This is a genomic window from Neisseria dentiae, assembly GCF_014055005.1.
GTDB classification, from domain to species: Bacteria; Pseudomonadota; Gammaproteobacteria; order Burkholderiales; family Neisseriaceae; genus Neisseria; species Neisseria dentiae.
Genome location: NZ_CP059570.1, coordinates 2,113,771 through 2,129,824 on the forward strand (window position 1 = coordinate 2,113,771; position 16,054 = coordinate 2,129,824).

At 53.9% G+C, this 16,054-nt stretch carries 13 protein-coding genes; 12 read left to right on the forward strand and 1 reads right to left on the reverse strand.

The genetic code is table 11. The features are described 5' to 3' along the window. Positions 1–13 precede the first annotated feature (13 nt). From pilM to pta, 8 genes are all read left to right on the forward strand, one after another. A complete protein-coding gene (gene pilM, locus H3L92_RS09940; RefSeq protein ID WP_085366124.1) occupies positions 14–1,111 on the forward strand; it encodes a type IV pilus assembly protein PilM in 1,098 nt (365 codons plus the stop codon). A gap of 1 nt (position 1,112) precedes the next feature. Beyond that, complete coding sequence (locus tag H3L92_RS09945) at positions 1,113–1,721, forward strand: PilN domain-containing protein (protein ID WP_085366125.1); 609 nt, start codon at positions 1,113–1,115, stop codon at positions 1,719–1,721. A 3-nt stretch (positions 1,722–1,724) separates the two neighbouring features. Continuing rightward, positions 1,725–2,366: a type IV pilus inner membrane component PilO gene (locus H3L92_RS09950; protein ID WP_085366126.1), complete on the forward strand. Its 642-nt coding sequence runs from the start codon at positions 1,725–1,727 to the stop codon at positions 2,364–2,366. 17 nt (positions 2,367–2,383) lie between these two features. Next, a complete protein-coding gene (locus H3L92_RS09955) occupies positions 2,384–2,911 on the forward strand; it encodes a pilus assembly protein PilP (RefSeq protein WP_085366127.1) in 528 nt (175 codons plus the stop codon). A 15-nt stretch (positions 2,912–2,926) separates the two neighbouring features. After that, positions 2,927–5,101: a type IV pilus secretin PilQ gene (locus H3L92_RS09960; protein WP_085366128.1), complete on the forward strand. Its 2,175-nt coding sequence runs from the start codon at positions 2,927–2,929 to the stop codon at positions 5,099–5,101. Between the two features lie 64 nt (positions 5,102–5,165). Next, entirely contained in the window at positions 5,166–5,702 is a 537-nt protein-coding gene (locus H3L92_RS09965) for a shikimate kinase (protein WP_085366129.1), read from the forward strand. Positions 5,703–6,352: 650 nt separating this feature from the next. Next, the gene (gene aroB / locus H3L92_RS09970) at positions 6,353–7,432 is read left to right on the forward strand and encodes a 3-dehydroquinate synthase (protein WP_085366130.1); all 1,080 of its coding nucleotides are present in this window, start codon (positions 6,353–6,355) and stop codon (positions 7,430–7,432) included. A gap of 372 nt (positions 7,433–7,804) precedes the next feature. After that, complete coding sequence (gene pta / locus H3L92_RS09975; protein ID WP_085366131.1) at positions 7,805–9,316, forward strand: phosphate acetyltransferase; 1,512 nt, start codon at positions 7,805–7,807, stop codon at positions 9,314–9,316. 89 nt (positions 9,317–9,405) lie between these two features. On the opposite strand, the gene yihA is transcribed toward pta, so the two are convergent. Continuing rightward, positions 9,406–10,035: a ribosome biogenesis GTP-binding protein YihA/YsxC gene (gene yihA, locus H3L92_RS09980; protein ID WP_085366132.1), complete on the reverse strand. Its 630-nt coding sequence runs from the start codon at positions 10,033–10,035 to the stop codon at positions 9,406–9,408. Positions 10,036–10,176: 141 nt separating this feature from the next. Here yihA and H3L92_RS09985 point away from each other — a divergent pair, with 141 nt between their 5' ends. From H3L92_RS09985 to rng, 4 genes are all read left to right on the forward strand, one after another. Next, positions 10,177–10,800 carry a c-type cytochrome gene (locus H3L92_RS09985; protein WP_085366133.1) on the forward strand — a complete coding sequence of 208 codons (624 nt, stop codon included), beginning with the start codon at positions 10,177–10,179 and terminating at the stop codon, positions 10,798–10,800. 303 nt (positions 10,801–11,103) lie between these two features. After that, positions 11,104–13,059, forward strand: coding sequence for a cytochrome c biogenesis protein ResB (locus H3L92_RS09990; protein WP_085366139.1), 1,956 nt, complete (start codon positions 11,104–11,106; stop codon positions 13,057–13,059). A gap of 100 nt (positions 13,060–13,159) precedes the next feature. Next, positions 13,160–14,356, forward strand: a complete 1,197-nt coding sequence (ccsB, locus tag H3L92_RS09995; protein WP_085366134.1) for a c-type cytochrome biogenesis protein CcsB — start codon at positions 13,160–13,162, stop codon at positions 14,354–14,356. 176 nt (positions 14,357–14,532) lie between these two features. Beyond that, positions 14,533–16,029, forward strand: coding sequence for a ribonuclease G (gene rng, locus H3L92_RS10000; RefSeq protein ID WP_085366135.1), 1,497 nt, complete (start codon positions 14,533–14,535; stop codon positions 16,027–16,029). Positions 16,030–16,054 lie beyond the last annotated feature (25 nt).

The following is a 16,054-nucleotide window of genomic DNA, read 5'->3' on the forward strand; positions in this document are numbered from 1 at the left end:
GGGACGTTACATCATGCGATTAGCAAAAAAACAAAAGAATACAAATAGTAAAACGTCATCCAACCTCAGCAACCGCTCGGCGGTCGGCATCGATATCGGACAGCACGCCATCAAGATGGTGCAATTGTCAGGGCGTAGTTTAAACCAAATCCAGTTGGAAAAATACGTTATTACCAAACTGCCTAAAAATATTATCAAGGGCAATAAAATACAAGACTACGAACAACTTGTTACATATCTGCAACATTCCTATGCGCAACTTCACACTTCCGCTAAGAATTTCGTTGCGGCTCTGCCACAAAGTTTGGCCACCATCGAAACCGTTGTGTACAACGAAAAAGAAACCGATTTGGATTTAGACGGCTTCGCAGAATTCGAAGTTTCCCAAATCGCCCCCGTTGAAGAAATGAACTTCGACTATCAAACCGTCGGCACCTCAGTCGTGCCCGTCGGCCAACGCGTTTTACTCACCGCCGCCCGCAAAGACGACGTCGAACCGCGCATCGAAGCCTTTGAAAATGCCGACTTGCCGCTTGCGGCCATGGATATCGACCTGTTTGCGCAGAATAATGCTTTTTCTTTCTGGATCAACCAGCATGCGCCCGAACTGGAGCATGAAAAAATCGCCGTTTTCGGTATTCATGCCACACAAATGTATGCAGCAATCGCCCAAAACGGCCAGATTCTTTATAAACAGGAAACCCCGGTCAGCACGGAACAGCTCAACCAGCTGATCCAGCGCACTTATCAGGTTACCGAAGAAAAAGCCGCGCAAATGATGAATGCGGCCACCAAGCCGTCCGACTACCAAAGCGCCGTAGCCGACCGCTTCAACATCCAAGTGGCTCAGGAAATACAACGGGTATTGCAGTTTTACTACGCCACACAGTCGAGCGAACAATATTCCAACGTAAAACACATTCTGCTCACCGGCACCGCGTCGCAGCAGCCCGGTTTGGCGGAAACCATTTTTTCGCACACCAACACCGCCACCGAATGTGTCCATCCGATTCTGTATGCAACCAACAGCAACAAAATAGATATTTCACAACTACAAATCGACGCACCGACTTTAACACTGGCCTTCGGCTTGGCATTAAGGGGACTGTAACATGATTGAATTAACCAAAATCAATCTCCTTCCTTATCGGGAAGAGATCCAACAAAAGAAAAAGCAGCAGTTCAAAACACTGATGCTGTTCGCCTTGCTCGTGGGCATCGGCTTGTCGGCGCTGGCCTATTTAGGTATCGGCAATGCCGTCAGCAGCCAAGAAAAACGCAACGAGTTTCTCAGCCAGCAAATTACCAAGCTGGAAGAAGACCTGCTTGAAATCAACAAGCTGCAAAAAGAAAAAGAAGATTTTCTTGCCAGAAAGCAAAAGGTTGAAGAGTTGCAGGAAAAAAGGTTTCAGGCGGCCTATATCATCGACACGCTTAACGTGTTGATTCCCGAAGGCACCTATCTCACCGCAATTAACGCCGAAAACCCCACCACTTACACCGTAAGCGGCAAAGCCACCAGCGACAACAAAATCGCCATGTTCATGCGCTCCATTCCCAGCACGGGTATTTTCATGCAACCGGAACTGCTAAACATCAAAAAAGTGGACAACGCCCAAGAATTTACACTGAAAGTGCTTTTAAACCAGGCTTACTACACATTACCGGCAGCAAACGGCCAAGCACCCGCCCAAACCGCAACTGCCGCACAAGGGAAATAAAACATGGCCGCGAACACACTGAAAAACCTAGATATTAAAACCCTCCACTTGTTGGGCATGCCTGCCAAGCTGGCTTTGGCAGGTTTGCTGGTTGCAGGCGTTTTGGGCTTGGGCTACATCGCCCTGTTCCGCTCCCAATTGGAAACGCTGGATGCCGCCAACGCCAAGGAGATCGAACTGAAAGAAACCTACACGAAAAAAAGCATCGAAGCGGCAAACTTGGATAACTTGAAAGCCGAATTAGACGCCATCCGTTCGTCATTCAACGTTTTGCTCAAACAGTTGCCCACAGATGCCGAGATTCCCAATCTGATTCAGGAGCTTCATCAGGCCGGCGCAACCAACGGACTGCGTATGGATAGCGTTACCCCTAGCGCACCGGTAAACGACGGCCCCATTCAGGTTTTGCCGTATGAAATCGCCATCACCGGAAAATACGGCCAAATCAGCCAGTTTGCCCGCGACGTCGGCACGCTTTCACGGATTATTACTTTGGAATCGCTGAAAATCAGCAATAAGGACGACAAAAACAACCTGCTGACCCTGAGTGCTACGGCCAACACCTATAAAGCCCGCCCTGCCGAAGAAGTAGCGGCCGAGCTTGAAGCCGCCAAAGCAGCCAGCGAGGCACAGAAACCCCAATAACCCCTGAGAGAACCACCATGAAAAACAAAATACTGCTCGCAGGCATATTGGCGTTATCCGCCTGCACACCGGCCCACGAAGATTTGAACCAATGGATGAACGATACCCGCCAGCAGGCCAAATCTAAAGTGATTCCTTTTGAAGCACCCTCGGTCAGCCAGGCCAAAACCTACACACCACCCAACCACAGCGGCCTGAATGCCTTCGACAGCAAACGTTTGAATGCAGCACAACAGGGGGCCAACGCACCAAACACCAACCGCCCGAAAGAAGTGCTGGAAAACTTTAGTTTGGAAACGCTGAAATATGTAGGCACTTTAAGTAAAGGAAACCGGGTTACCGGTTATGTAGAAGCCGACGGCCACGTTTACACCGTACAACCGGGCAACTACATCGGCCAAAATTACGGTCGGATTCAAAGCATCACACCCGACCTGATTACGATTACGGAGCTTGTAGAAGACACCTACGGCAACTGGACCTACCGAAAAGCAGAACTACCGTTGAGCAGCGCCGACAACAACGCCGCTCAAAACAACAAATAACAAGGGGCTTTACTCATGAACTCACGCAACATTAAAAAAATATTCGCCGCTATCAGCGTCGGTTTTGCCGTTCAGACGGCCTTTGCAGGCAATATCACCGATATCAACGTATCGTCTTTGCCCAACAACCAAAAAATCATCAAAATCAAATTTGATAAAGATGTAGCCACACCGCGCGGCTTCATCACCACCACCCCTGCGCGCATTGCCTTGGACTTCAGCAACACCAACGTGCAATTGCCGCAACCCGTTTTGGAATATGCCGACCCGTTGATCAATCAGATTACCGCCGCCCAAAACGACAACCGTGCGCGTATTCTGCTCGGCCTGAACAAAGCCAGCCAATACAACACCGAAATCAAAGGCAACGAAGTATGGGTATATGTGAGCGAAGCGGCTGACCAAACCACCCGCACGCCGCAGCAGCGCAACCATACGGCTGTTGCCGCCGCACCTGCCGCACCTGCTGCCGTTACCGCGCCCCGCCGCGAGCAGGCGGCCGCATCTGCCAATATCGACTTCCGCAAAGGTGCACGCAACTCAGGCATTATTGAGCTGAGCGCACCCGGCTTTACCGGCCAACCGGATATCAAAAAGCAAAGCGACCGCATCACCGTTACCCTGAAAAACCATCCGCTGCCCGCCCAAGCGCAACGCAGCTTGGATGTAAGCGACTTCAACACGCCTGTCCGCAACGTTACGATGAAACGCATCGGCAACGACACCCAATTGGTTATCCGCAACCACGGCAGCTGGGATGTGAACACGCAATCCGCCAACGGCCGCTTCAGCTTTGAAATCAGCCAGAAAACCAATATCGCCTCGCAGGGTTTGTCCGCCACACCCAACAAATCGTTTAACGGCCGCAAAATTTCTTTAGACTTCCAAGACGTGGAAGTGCGCACCATTTTGCAGATTCTCGCCAAAGAATCCGGCATGAACATTGTTGCCAGCGACACCGTTAGCGGCAAAATGACCCTTTCCCTGAAAGACGTGCCGTGGGATCAGGCGTTGGATTTGGTGATGCAGGCGCGTAATCTCGATATGCGCCGCCAAGGCAACATTATCAACGTTGCGCCCCGCGAAGAATTGCTGGCAAAAGACAAAGCCACTTTGCAGGCCCAAAAAGAAATCGACGATCTCGGCCCTCTGTTGTCGCAAACCTTCCAATTAAAATACAAAAACGTGGAAGAGTTCCGCAAAATCCTGCGCTTGGACGAGAGCGGCAACAGCAGCGACCGCAACACCTTGTTGAGCGGACGCGGCAGCGCCCTCATCGACCCTGCCACCAACACCTTGATTATTACCGACAACCGTCTCGTTATTCAGAAATTCCAAAAACTGATTGAAGAGTTGGATGTGCCCACCCGCCAAGTAATGGTGGAAGCGCGTATTGTTGAAGCAGAAGACGGTTTTTCACGCAATATCGGTGTCAAATTCGGCTACACCGGCGTAAACGGCCGTTCTACTTGGGGTTCGAACTGGACGAATGCAGTTAATAACTCCGGCACTGCTTATAACAACGGTGTAACGCTGGCTAATGCCGTTCTCAGCGGTTCGTCAACCATTCCCACCACCACCCCGTTGGAAATGAGTCCGAACATCAGCCTGCCGGTTGCCGCCGCTACTTCCAGCATTGCGCTGGTGCGTGCAGTCTCTTCCGGTGCATTGGGTTTGGAACTGGCAGCCATGCAGGAACAAAGCAAAGGCAAAATTATTTCCAATCCGCGCGTGTTAACCCAAGACCGCAAAGAAGCCAAAATCGAATCGGGTTCGGAAATTCCTTATGAAGAGGCAACCTCCAGCGGCGCCACTTCCATCACGTTCAAAAAAGCCGTATTGGGTTTGACCGTTACCCCCAACATCACGCCCGACGGCCAAGTGATTATGAGCGTGAAAATCAATAAAGACAGCCCGCAAGACTGTATCACCGGCGGCGTAACCACCAAATGTATCAGCACCAAACAGCTGCAAACCCAAGCGATGGTGGAAGACGGCGGCACACTGATCGTGGGCGGCATTTATGAAGAAGAAAACGGCAATACCGTGGCCAAAGTTCCCCTGCTGGGTGATATTCCCGTGGTGGGCAACCTCTTCAAATCACGCACCCGTTCAGAAAAACGCCGCGAGCTGCTGATTTTCATCACCCCGCGCATTATGGATCATGTGGGCAGCAACCTGCGCTACTAAGGCCGTCTAAAAACCTTTTGGGAAAATATACACTTTAAACACTTTGCGTATATTTTCGTTTACAATGCCTGCTATGGAAAACATAGCAGGCAATTTATTTTTAATCGGACTGATGGGGGCGGGCAAAACCACGCTGGGTAAGCATATCGCCCAAATACTGAACCGCCCTTTCTACGATAGCGATCAAGAAATCTGCAAACGCACCGGCGTGTCGATTCCGACTATTTTCGAGCTGGAAGGCGAGCAGGGGTTCCGCGACCGCGAAGCCGCGATGATAGACGAGCTGACCGCGCTGGATAACATTGTGCTGGCCACCGGCGGCGGCGCGGTGATGCGTGAGGAAAACCACCGCAGGCTGCGCGAACGCGGCACTGTGGTGTATCTGCACGCCTGCCCCGACGTGCTGCTCGAACGCACCCGCTGCGACACCAACCGCCCGCTGCTGCAAGTGGCAGACCCATTGGCCAAACTGCAAGAGCTATACAATGTGCGCGACAGCGTTTACCGCTCCGCCGCCCATATCGTTATCGAAGCCAACCGGCAAAACTGCCACAAAACCGCCGAAAACCTGTTGCAAGCTTGGGCGCAAAAACAGGCATAGCCGTGTTGCCCTACTGTTTTTTGCAAACTGAGACCTTTGCAAAAAACAATTCGAACTTGAAAGCGTTGGTGTCTCGTCATTCCCGCGCAGCGGACTTGCGAAGCTAATGACAGAATCCAAGCATTTCAGACGGCCTTAAGGTATTTTTGCAAAGGTCTCAAACTCTAAAACCTTTGCAAGTCGTTCAAGCCGTCTGAAACATCCAACCACCGTCATGCTCAGGCTTGACCCGAGCATCTTTTTGTTGTTAAAAAATAGAAGATACTCGGATCAAGCCCGAGTATGACGAAGATATTTTAAGATTCTGAAATGAATTCTTTGTAGGATTCCCGGCCTGTAGATTTTTCAAGTTGCTTAGGCCGAAACCTTTGTAAAACCGCTTAAGGCCGTCTGAAATATTTGATTTTGTCATTATCGGGCTTGACCCGATAATCCAGTATTTGCCATTCAGGCGAAAGGCGGGTATTTCAGAATCATCCGGCACTGGATTATCGGGTCAAACCCGGCAATGGCCGGCTGATGTTACCTGAAACCGTGTGTTCGCGTTAAGTTTTCAGACGGCCTTAAGGCGGTTTTACAAAGGTTCCGGCCTATGATAATCGCAACCCTGTTATTGTATTTTCCGCCACCCGATATAAACGGACACCACCATGCGCACCCTAACCGTAGCCACGCCCTCCCACCAATATCCCATCTTTATCGGTAAAAACCTGATTGCCCAAGCCGACACCCTGCTGAAACCTTATTTGAGCAAAAAAGCAGCCATCGTTACCAACGAAACCGTTGCCGCCCTATACCTGCCTGCTGTTCAGACGGCCTTAAACAAGCTCGGCATCGAACATTTCGATATCGTGCTGCCCGACGGCGAACAACACAAAAACTGGCAAACCCTCAACCTGATTTTCGACGGTCTGATGCAGAACCGCGCCGACCGCAAAACCACGCTGATTGCCCTGGGTGGCGGCGTTATCGGCGACATCGTCGGCTTTGCCGCCGCCACCTACCAGCGCGGCGTGCCGTTTATCCAAGTTCCCACCACCCTGTTAAGCCAGGTAGATTCGTCGGTGGGCGGCAAAACCGCCATCAACCACCCGCTGGGTAAAAACATGATCGGTGCGTTTTACCAGCCCCGCGCCGTACTGGCCGATTTAAGCACGCTGGCCACCCTGCCTGCGCGCGAGCTTTCCGCAGGTATGGCGGAAGTGATCAAATACGGCGCACTGGGCGACCTCGATTTCTTGAATTGGCTCGAAAACCATATGCCCGAGCTGATGCGGCAGGAGCCTGCCCCGCTGGCCGAAGCCGTGTACCACTGCTGCAAAATGAAAGCCGACATCGTCGCCCAAGACGAAACCGAACAAGGCATCCGCGCATGGCTCAACTTGGGACACACTTTCGGCCACGCCATCGAAGCCGAAATGGGCTACGGCGTATGGCTGCACGGCGAAGCCGTGGCCGCAGGCATGGTGCTGGCCTGCCGCCTGTCGGAAACTTTAGGCCGTCTGAACCCCGCCGACACCCAACGCATCGCCAACCTGCTGGAGCAGGCCGCCCTGCCCGCAGCCCCGCCCCGTTTCACATTTGAAAAATGGATAGAACATATGCGGCACGATAAAAAAGTGGACAGCGGCACCATGCGCTTTGTGGGACTCAACCGCTTGGGCGAAGCCAATATCACCGAAATCACCGATATGGCAATCCTGCGCGAAACCCTGCAACCCTATCTATAAAACCTGCAACCGCCCGGCGGCGGCGAATATGGTTAAAATCGAAACCTTTGCAAAAATACCTTAAAAGGCCGAGACCTTTGCAAAGCTGCCTTGAGGCCGTCTGAAACCGCTTACTTAGTAACAGTTTCAGCAACCGTTCCGTCATACTCGGGCCTGACCCGAGTATCTCAAAACTTACTGCAATCCAAGATACTCGGCTCAAGCCCGAGTATGACGTATATACTTTTTGCGCCCGCCGCAGCGGCTTGATTTAAAACAATAAGCCGGCAGCCAGTTTAAGCTGCGCAAAAATTACAGGTATAAACCGCCCGACCAAAGTGATAGAATGACCCCGATTTCCCCTTCCGGTTTTAGTTTACAAAAGGATTATTCATGGCTACCGTATTGATTGTTCCCGTATCTACCCGTTCAGACGGCTGGGCAGTAACCCAAGCCGTAGCCGCCGCCCTGCCCGATGCCGCCGCATCCCGCGCGCTCGACGAAACCGGCGAAGCCGAAAAAATGCTGTGCGCCGGCAAATGCGACGACTGGCTCGACATGCTGGTATCCCGCGTTGCCAAAATAAACGCCCAAAATATCGTTATCAAAGGCATCAAACCCGATGCGGAAAAACTGTTCCTTTCCACCCGCAACCTCGAGTTGGCCCAATCGCTCGATGCCAATGTGGTGTTTTCCGTGTTTACCGACAACGAAGATGTCGAACACCTCACCAACAAACTGAACATCGCCAAACAAGCCTACGCCACCGCGCCGGGCGTGCTGGCAGGTTTCATTCTCGACGGTAATGCCGACGCGGGCTTGGGTGCCGCCGTTGCCGAAAAAACCGGCCTGGCCTATTTCGGCTCGTCGCAAAACATCGGCAACACCGACCTTTTGCTGAAAAAAACCGGCCGTATGTCGCCCGCGCAATTCCGCGTCAACATGATGGAATCTGCCCGCAAAGCCAACAAACGCATCGTCTTGCCCGAAGGCGCCGAACCGCGCACCGTTCAGGCGGCCGCCATCTGCCACGAAAAAGGCATTGCCCGCTGCGTGTTGCTGGCTCCCCGCGCCGAAGTGGAAGCAGTCGCCAAAGAACGCCACATCACTCTGCCCGATTCGCTGGAAATCATCGACCCGGCGACCCTGATCGAGCAATATGTCGAGCCGATGTGCGAACTGCGCAAGAGCAAAGGCCTAACCCCCGAACAGGCACGCGAACAGTTGCAAGACACCGTGGTGCTGGGCACCATGATGATGGCGCTGAACCATGTGGACGGCTTGGTATCCGGCGCCGTGCACACCACCGCCAACACCATCCGCCCCGCCCTGCAACTGATTAAAACCGCGCCCGGCGCCAGCCTCGTATCCAGCGTATTCTTCATGTTGCTGCCCAACCAAGTGCTGGTTTACGGCGACTGCGCGGTTAACCCCGAACCCACGCCCGAACAATTGGCCGACATCGCCATCCAATCCGCCGATTCCGCCAAAGCCTTCGGCATCGAGCCGAAAGTGGCGATGATTTCCTACTCCACCGGCACTTCGGGCGCAGGCCCCGCCGTGGAAAAAGTGGCGCAGGCTACCGCCCTTGTGCGCGAAAAACGCCCCGATATCGATGTGGACGGCCCGCTGCAATACGATGCCGCCACCGTGCCCAGCGTAGCCAAATCCAAAGCGCCCGACAGCAAAGTGGCCGGCCAGGCCACCGTGTTGGTGTTCCCCGATCTCAACACCGGCAACTGCACCTACAAAGCCGTACAGCGCAACGCCAACGTGTTGAGCGTAGGCCCGATGCTGCAAGGTTTGCGCAAACCCGTAAACGACCTGTCGCGCGGCGCATTGGTTGACGACATCGTTTACACCATCGCCCTCACCGCCATTCAGGCCGTGCAAATGGCCGAATAAACACCGTTGGGCTGATAAAACCGCAGGCCGTCTGAAATGTTTCAGACGGCCTGTTTGATTGTCCGGCTTCTATAATCAGCCTTCTTCAATCAACCTTCTTCGTGCCCGCCTTCCGCCTGCGCTTCTTTCGCAAACCATGCGCCCACCACCCTGTCCACTTCGTCTATACCCTGCTTTTTCAGGCTCGAAAAAAGCTGCACGCTGATTTGCTGGCGCGCCATATATGGCTTGAGCATTTTTTTGACTGCGCTCAAGGTTTTGATTTGGTCGTTTTTAGATAATTTATCGGCTTTCGAAAGCAAAATATGCACCGGCCGGCCGGTGGCGTGGAAAAAGTCCAACATTTGGATATCCAGCGCTTTGAGCGGATGGCGGGCATCCATGATCAGCACCAGGCCGATAAGCTGCCTGCGCTGTTGCAGATAATCGCCGAGCAGTTTCACCCAATGCGCGCGCACGGCTTCGGGCACTTGGGCATAACCGTAGCCCGGCAAGTCCACCATAAAGCCGCCGTTGGACAGCTCGAAAAAATTGATATGCTGGGTGCGGCCGGGGGTTTTCGACACATAAGCCAGCCGCACATGGTTGGTCAGCGTGTTGATGGCGCTGGATTTGCCGGCATTGCTGCGCCCCACGAAAGCGATTTCGGCGGGCGTGTCGGGCAAATCTTTCAGATGATTGACCGTGGTGAAGAATTTTGCGTTTTGAAATAGGTTCATAACTGGTAAAATTGTGTGAATTTGGTATAGAATACCACGATTAAGAATTTATCGGTTTAGTCGGGTGGCTGCACACCCGTGTTGAGTATCGTAAAGGGCAGGGGCGGCGCAGGCCGCCGTGCCATTATTCAGGAGCACTCCATGAAACGTTTGACCTTGTTGGCGCTGGCTTTGGCAGCGGGTGCGGTAACGGCGGCGCCGAAGGCCGATCTTGCCAAAGGCAAAGAAATCGCAACCAATATCTGCGCGGCCTGCCACGCGGCCGACGGTAACAGCGGCATTGCCATGTATCCGAAACTGTCGGCGCAAAATGCGCATTATCTGTTCGTGCAAACCAAGGCCATCAAAGAAGGCAAACGCACAACCGGCGCTTCGGCTGCAATGGCGCCGATGGTGGCGGCTTTGTCTGACCAGGATATGCGCGACGTGGCGGCTTTCTATGCCAAACAAACACCGAAACAGGGCGAAGCCAACCCGAAAGACAACCCCGAGCTGGGTGCCAAGATTTTCCGCGGCGGCCTGGCCGATAAAAAAATCCCCGCCTGCATGGCCTGCCACGGCCCCAACGGTGCGGGTATGCCCGGCGGCGGCACCGATATTACGGCCTATCCGCGTTTGGGCGGCCAGCACAAAGATTACATCATTACGCAGATGCAGGCATATAAATCGGGCCAGCGCACCAATACCATTATGGCCGATATAGCGGGCCGTATGTCTGACGAAGAATTGAACGCAGTAGCCAACTTTATCCAAGGCCTGCATTGATTGTGTTTTTTTCCGAAGGCCGTCTGAAAACATTTTTTCAGACGGCCTTCGGCTGCAATAAACGGCTGCTTTTGCCTGCGCCGCCGCAAATCTGCCGCCGTGAATTTTTCACGGTTGTAGGCTATACTTCAGAATTTCTTAAGCAAACCCGTTTACGCTGGTTTCAGACGGCCTCTGCCCGCACAAATTCATTACCTTGCGGCAGCGGCTTTTCTACCCGGCATCCGAATCATAAACCTTATGGCAAAACCCCAAGCTCACGTTCCGTTAATCCGCCGCCCGTGGTTCGCTTTTTTAAGTTCCATGCGCTTTGCCGTCGCCCTGCTCAGCCTATTGGGCGTGGCATCGGTTATCGGCACGGTATTGCAGCAAAACCAGCAGCCCACCGATTATGTGGTGAAGTTCGGCCCGTTTTGGTCGGAAATCTTCGGATTTTTGGGCCTCTACGATGTGTATGCCTCGGCCTGGTTCGTGCTGATTATGATTTTTCTGGTGCTCTCCACCGGCCTGTGCCTGTGGCGCAATATCCCGCCGTTTGTGCGCGAAATGAAGTCGTTCCGCGTGAATGCGGGCAAAAAATCGCTGGCCGCGATGAAACACACCGCGCTTATCGGCGGCGGCCTTTCCCCAGAAATCGCCGCACGCTATCTAAACGTGCAGGGTTTCAGCAGCAAAACCGTCGAGCGTGAAGACGGCTCGGTGCTGGTGGCGGCGAAAAAAGGGGCGATGAACAAATGGGGCTATATTTTCGCCCACGCCGCCATCATCGTTATCTGTTTGGGCGGCCTGATAGACAGCAACCTGCTGCTCAAAGCGGGTATGCTCACCGGCAGAATCGTGCCCGACAACGATTCGATGTTTGCCAAAGATTTCAAACCCGAAAGCATTTTGGGCAGCGGCAATATTTCGTTTCGCGGCAACGTGAACATCACCGAAGGCCAAAGCGCCGACGTGGTGTTTTTAAATGCCGACAAAGGAATGCTGGTGCAGGACTTGCCGTTTAGCGTCGAATTGAAAAAATTCCATATCGACTTCTACAACACCGGCATGCCCAAAGATTTTGCCAGCGATTTGGTTGTAACCGACAAAGCCAGCGGCAGAAAAACCGAAAAAACCATACGCGTCAACCATCCGCTCACGGTCGACGGCATCACCATCTATCAGGCCAGCTTTGCCGACGGCGGCTCCGGCTTGAAATTCAAGGTTTGGAACCTCGGCAACCCCGGCCGCACGCCCGCTGAAATGGATGCGGTGTCGATGAGCGCCTTCCCCCTCAACCTGGGCAGCGAGCAATACCGCCTAGAATTCGACCAATTCACGGCGATGAACGTGGAAGACATGAGCGCACCGCAAGAAAAAGGCAAACTGAGCTTTCAGACGGCCATCAACGATGTGCGCAGCGTGCGGCAGGATAAAAAATTCACCAACATCGGCCCCTCGATTGTGTACCGCATCCGCGATAAGGCCGGGCAGGCCGTCGAATATAAAAACTATATGCTGCCGGTGAAGCAGGAAGAAGACTATTTCTACATCACCGGCACGCGCACGGGGCTGGAGCAGCAATACCGCTGGCTGCGCATTCCCATGGACGGCAGCGGCAGCATCGACACCTTCATGGCCTTGCGCGAGCATTTGAGCAACCCCGAAGTGCGCAAACGCGTGATTGCGGTTTCCGCCGCCGGTGCGCCCGAAAACATACGCGCGGTGTTCAACCAAGCCGCCGAAAACACGCTGGCGATTTTCGCCAAAGGCGGCTATCTGGCGCTGAACGACTATCTCGAAAAAAACATTCCGCCCGCCGAGCAAGAAAAAATGCAGGGCTTTTTCTACCAGATACTCTACGGCGCCATGAACGTTTTGCTCGACGACACCATCAAAACCTACCGGCTGCCCGATTGGCAGCCCGGCGAAGCGCGCAACCGCTTCCTGCTCAACAGCATGGACGCCTACACCGGCCTTACCGAATATCCCGCGCCCGTGCTGCTGCAACTGAACGGCTACAAAGAAGTGCGCTCTTCCGGCCTGCAAATGACCCGCGCCCCCGGCGCATCGCTGGTTTACCTCGGCTCGGTGCTGCTGGTTTTGGGTACGGTGTTTATGTTTTACATCCGCGAAAAACGCGCATGGGTGTTATTCGATAAAGACGGCGTTCGCTTTTCGATGTCGTCGTCGCGCAGTGAACGCGATTTGCAGAAAGAGTTTCCCAAACACGCGGCAGCCCTCGAAACCCTTGCCGCCGATTTAAAGAAAACCGATTAATACGGCTGCTTTTTCAGACGGCCTCCGGCACTTAATTTGATTAAGTAAACCCACTATAAACAGGCCGTCTGAAAAATCACGCACATTTAGGCCCTACACCATGAACCAAACCATCAACAACACCGGAAAATTATCCGAACACGCCCTCTTGGCCCACAAACCGTTTCTGCGCCGCCTCAACGTTTTAGACTGGCTGTTTGCTTTGGCCGTGGCGGTAACGGCGGTGTTCGCACAGTTTCACGTCGGCCACCACATGGATATTTATGAAGTGGTGATTTTGTGGTTTTGCGCCGCTTCAGCCGTTTTGCTGGGTTGGTTTTTCAAACCCCTGCGCTGGTTTACCGTGGTTTCGGTGCTGCTGGCCTACGGCGCCGTGCAGCTTTACGGCGGCGACATCGCCCGCGCCGACCGCTTTTTGCTGAAATATTTTTTAAGCAGCCAGTCGGCAATCATGTGGCAGTGCGCCACCGTGTTTCTGGCCCTGTTTTGCTACATCGCCGGCGCGTTCACAGCCAACAGGCGGCAAACCGCCACCAACACGCTGCTGGGCATCGGCACCGCGCTCACCTGGGTTTCTGCGCTGGCAGGCTTCACCGGCCTGTTGGTGCGCTGGCACGAAAGCTATCTGCTGCGCCCCGACGCAGGGCACATCCCCGTTTCCAACCTTTATGAAGTGTTTATTCTGTTTCTGGTGATTACCGCTTTGATGTATCTTTATTACGAAAGCAAATTCGCCGTGCAGAAACTCGGTGGCTTCGTGCTCTCGTTTATGGCCGCCGTGGTGGTGTTTGTGTTGTGGTACAGCCTGTCGCGCGAAGCGCATGCCATCCAGCCGCTGATTCCCGCGCTGCAATCGTGGTGGATGAAAATCCACGTGCCCGCCAACTTTATCGGCTACGGCGCATTCTGTATTTCCGCCATGCTCGGTATTGCCGAACTGCTGGCCATCCGCAGTGAAAATGCCGGTAAAAAATCTTGGCTGCCCGATTCCCAAACCATCGAAGAAGTGATGTATAAAGCCATCGCCGTCGGCTTTCTGTTTTTCACCATCGCCACCATACTCGGCGCGCTGTGGGCGGCCGATGCCTGGGGGCGTTATTGGAGCTGGGACCCTAAAGAAACCTGGGCGTTTATCGTGTGGCTGAACTACGCCGTGTGGCTGCATATGCGGCTGGTGGCTGGCTGGCGCGGCAAAGTGCTGGCATGGTGGGCGATTATCGGCCTGTTTATCACCGCCTTCGCCTTTATCGGCGTGAATATGTTTTTGAGCGGCCTGCACTCTTACGGCACCCTGTAAACCGCAGCCATTATGCTTCAGGCCGTCTGAAAATATTTCAGACGGCCTGTGATTTTTTGCTTAAACCATGCCTTTAGCGTATCATTCACACCTGCCCCAAAACCCGAAAACACTTTTGCAATCGGCTTTTTCCGAGAGCCGATTGCAAAAGTATTTTTATATTTAACGAGTGATTTATGTTAAACGGTATCCCCCTGCCCAAAGACACGGTGCGCCCGCCCGAAACCGTGCTGGTCAACATCACGCCGCAGGAAACGCGCGTGGCGGTGTTGGAAGAAAACAATATCTGCGAGCTGCACATCGAACGCAACAGCGGCCACGGCCTGGTAGGCAACATCTATCTGGGCGTGGTGCGCCGCGTGCTGCCCGGTATGCAGAGCGCGTTTATCGACATCGGCTTGGAGCGCGCCGCCTTCCTGCACATCGTCGATGTGCTCGAACAGCGCCGCAACCCCGACGAAACCCAGCGTATCGAACATATGCTGTTTGAAGGCCAGTCGGTATTGGTGCAGGTGATCAAAGACCCCATCAATACCAAAGGCGCGCGCCTTTCCACCCAGATTTCGCTGGCCGGGCGCTTTCTCGTTCACCTGCCGCAAGAAGACCATATCGGCATTTCGCAACGCATCGAAGACGAAGAAGAGCGCAACAGCCTGCGCAGCCGCTTGGAAAACCTGCTGCCCGAAAACGGCGCGGGGCAAGGCTATATCATCCGCACCAGCGCCGAAAACGCCAGCGATGCCGAATTGCAGGCCGATATCGGCTACCTCACCAAAGTGTGGGAAAACATCCAGCATCAGGCTAAAACCCGGCCGCCCGAAACCCTGCTGTATCAAGATCTGCCCTTAAGCCTGCGCGTACTGCGCGATATGTTCAGCGACAACACCCGCGAAATCCTGGTCGATTCCAAAGAAAACCACCAACGCATGCAGGAATTCGCCGAGCTGTATGTGCCGGGCGCAGCCGGCAAAATCCGCCTGTTCAAAGGCGAGCGGCCGCTGTTTGAAAGCCATAACGTCGAGCAGGAAATCAACCGCGCCCTGCAACCGCGCGTCAACCTCAACTTCGGCAGCTACCTGATTATCGAAGCCACCGAAGCCATGACCACCATCGATGTGAACACCGGCGGTTTCGTGGGCGCACGCAATTTCGACGAAACCATTTTCCGCACCAACCTCGAAGCCTGCCACACCATCGCCCGCGAGCTGCGCCTGCGCAACCTCGGCGGCATCATCATCATCGACTTTATCGACATGGCGCACGACACCCACCGAGAAGCCGTGCTGCAAGAGCTGGCCAAAGCCCTGAGCTTCGACCGCACCCGCGTTACCCTCAACGGTTTCACCAGCCTCGGTCTGGTGGAGCTGACCCGCAAGCGCACCCGCGAAAACCTCAGCCATGTTTTGTGCGAACCCTGCCCCTCGTGCCAAGGCAGAGGCCGTCTGAAAACCCCGCAAACCGTGTGTTATGAAATCCAGCGTGAAATCGTGCGCGAAGCCCGCCGTTACGATGCCAAAGAATTCCGCATTCTCGCCGCGCCGAATGTTATCGACCTGTTTCTCGACGAAGAATCGCAATCACTGGCCATGCTGATCGACTTTATCGGCAAACCGATTTCGCTGGCAGTTGAAACGGCCTATACGCAGGAACAATACGATATCGTGCTGATGTAGGCGCGGCAAAGGTCTCAAGCTTTAT

Coding starts and splice junctions, on each gene's coding strand:
- pilM (WP_085366124.1), top strand. CDS start 14: ATGCGATTAGCAAAAAAACAAAAGAATACAAATAGTAAAACGTCATCC.
- H3L92_RS09945 (WP_085366125.1), top strand. CDS start 1,113: ATGATTGAATTAACCAAAATCAATCTCCTTCCTTATCGGGAAGAGATC.
- H3L92_RS09950 (WP_085366126.1), top strand. CDS start 1,725: ATGGCCGCGAACACACTGAAAAACCTAGATATTAAAACCCTCCACTTG.
- H3L92_RS09955 (WP_085366127.1), top strand. CDS start 2,384: ATGAAAAACAAAATACTGCTCGCAGGCATATTGGCGTTATCCGCCTGC.
- H3L92_RS09960 (WP_085366128.1), top strand. CDS start 2,927: ATGAACTCACGCAACATTAAAAAAATATTCGCCGCTATCAGCGTCGGT.
- H3L92_RS09965 (WP_085366129.1), top strand. CDS start 5,166: ATGCCTGCTATGGAAAACATAGCAGGCAATTTATTTTTAATCGGACTG.
- aroB (WP_085366130.1), top strand. CDS start 6,353: ATGCGCACCCTAACCGTAGCCACGCCCTCCCACCAATATCCCATCTTT.
- pta (WP_085366131.1), top strand. CDS start 7,805: ATGGCTACCGTATTGATTGTTCCCGTATCTACCCGTTCAGACGGCTGG.
- yihA (WP_085366132.1), bottom strand. CDS start 10,035: ATGAACCTATTTCAAAACGCAAAATTCTTCACCACGGTCAATCATCTG.
- H3L92_RS09985 (WP_085366133.1), top strand. CDS start 10,177: ATGAAACGTTTGACCTTGTTGGCGCTGGCTTTGGCAGCGGGTGCGGTA.
- H3L92_RS09990 (WP_085366139.1), top strand. CDS start 11,104: ATGCGCTTTGCCGTCGCCCTGCTCAGCCTATTGGGCGTGGCATCGGTT.
- ccsB (WP_085366134.1), top strand. CDS start 13,160: ATGAACCAAACCATCAACAACACCGGAAAATTATCCGAACACGCCCTC.
- rng (WP_085366135.1), top strand. CDS start 14,533: ATGTTAAACGGTATCCCCCTGCCCAAAGACACGGTGCGCCCGCCCGAA.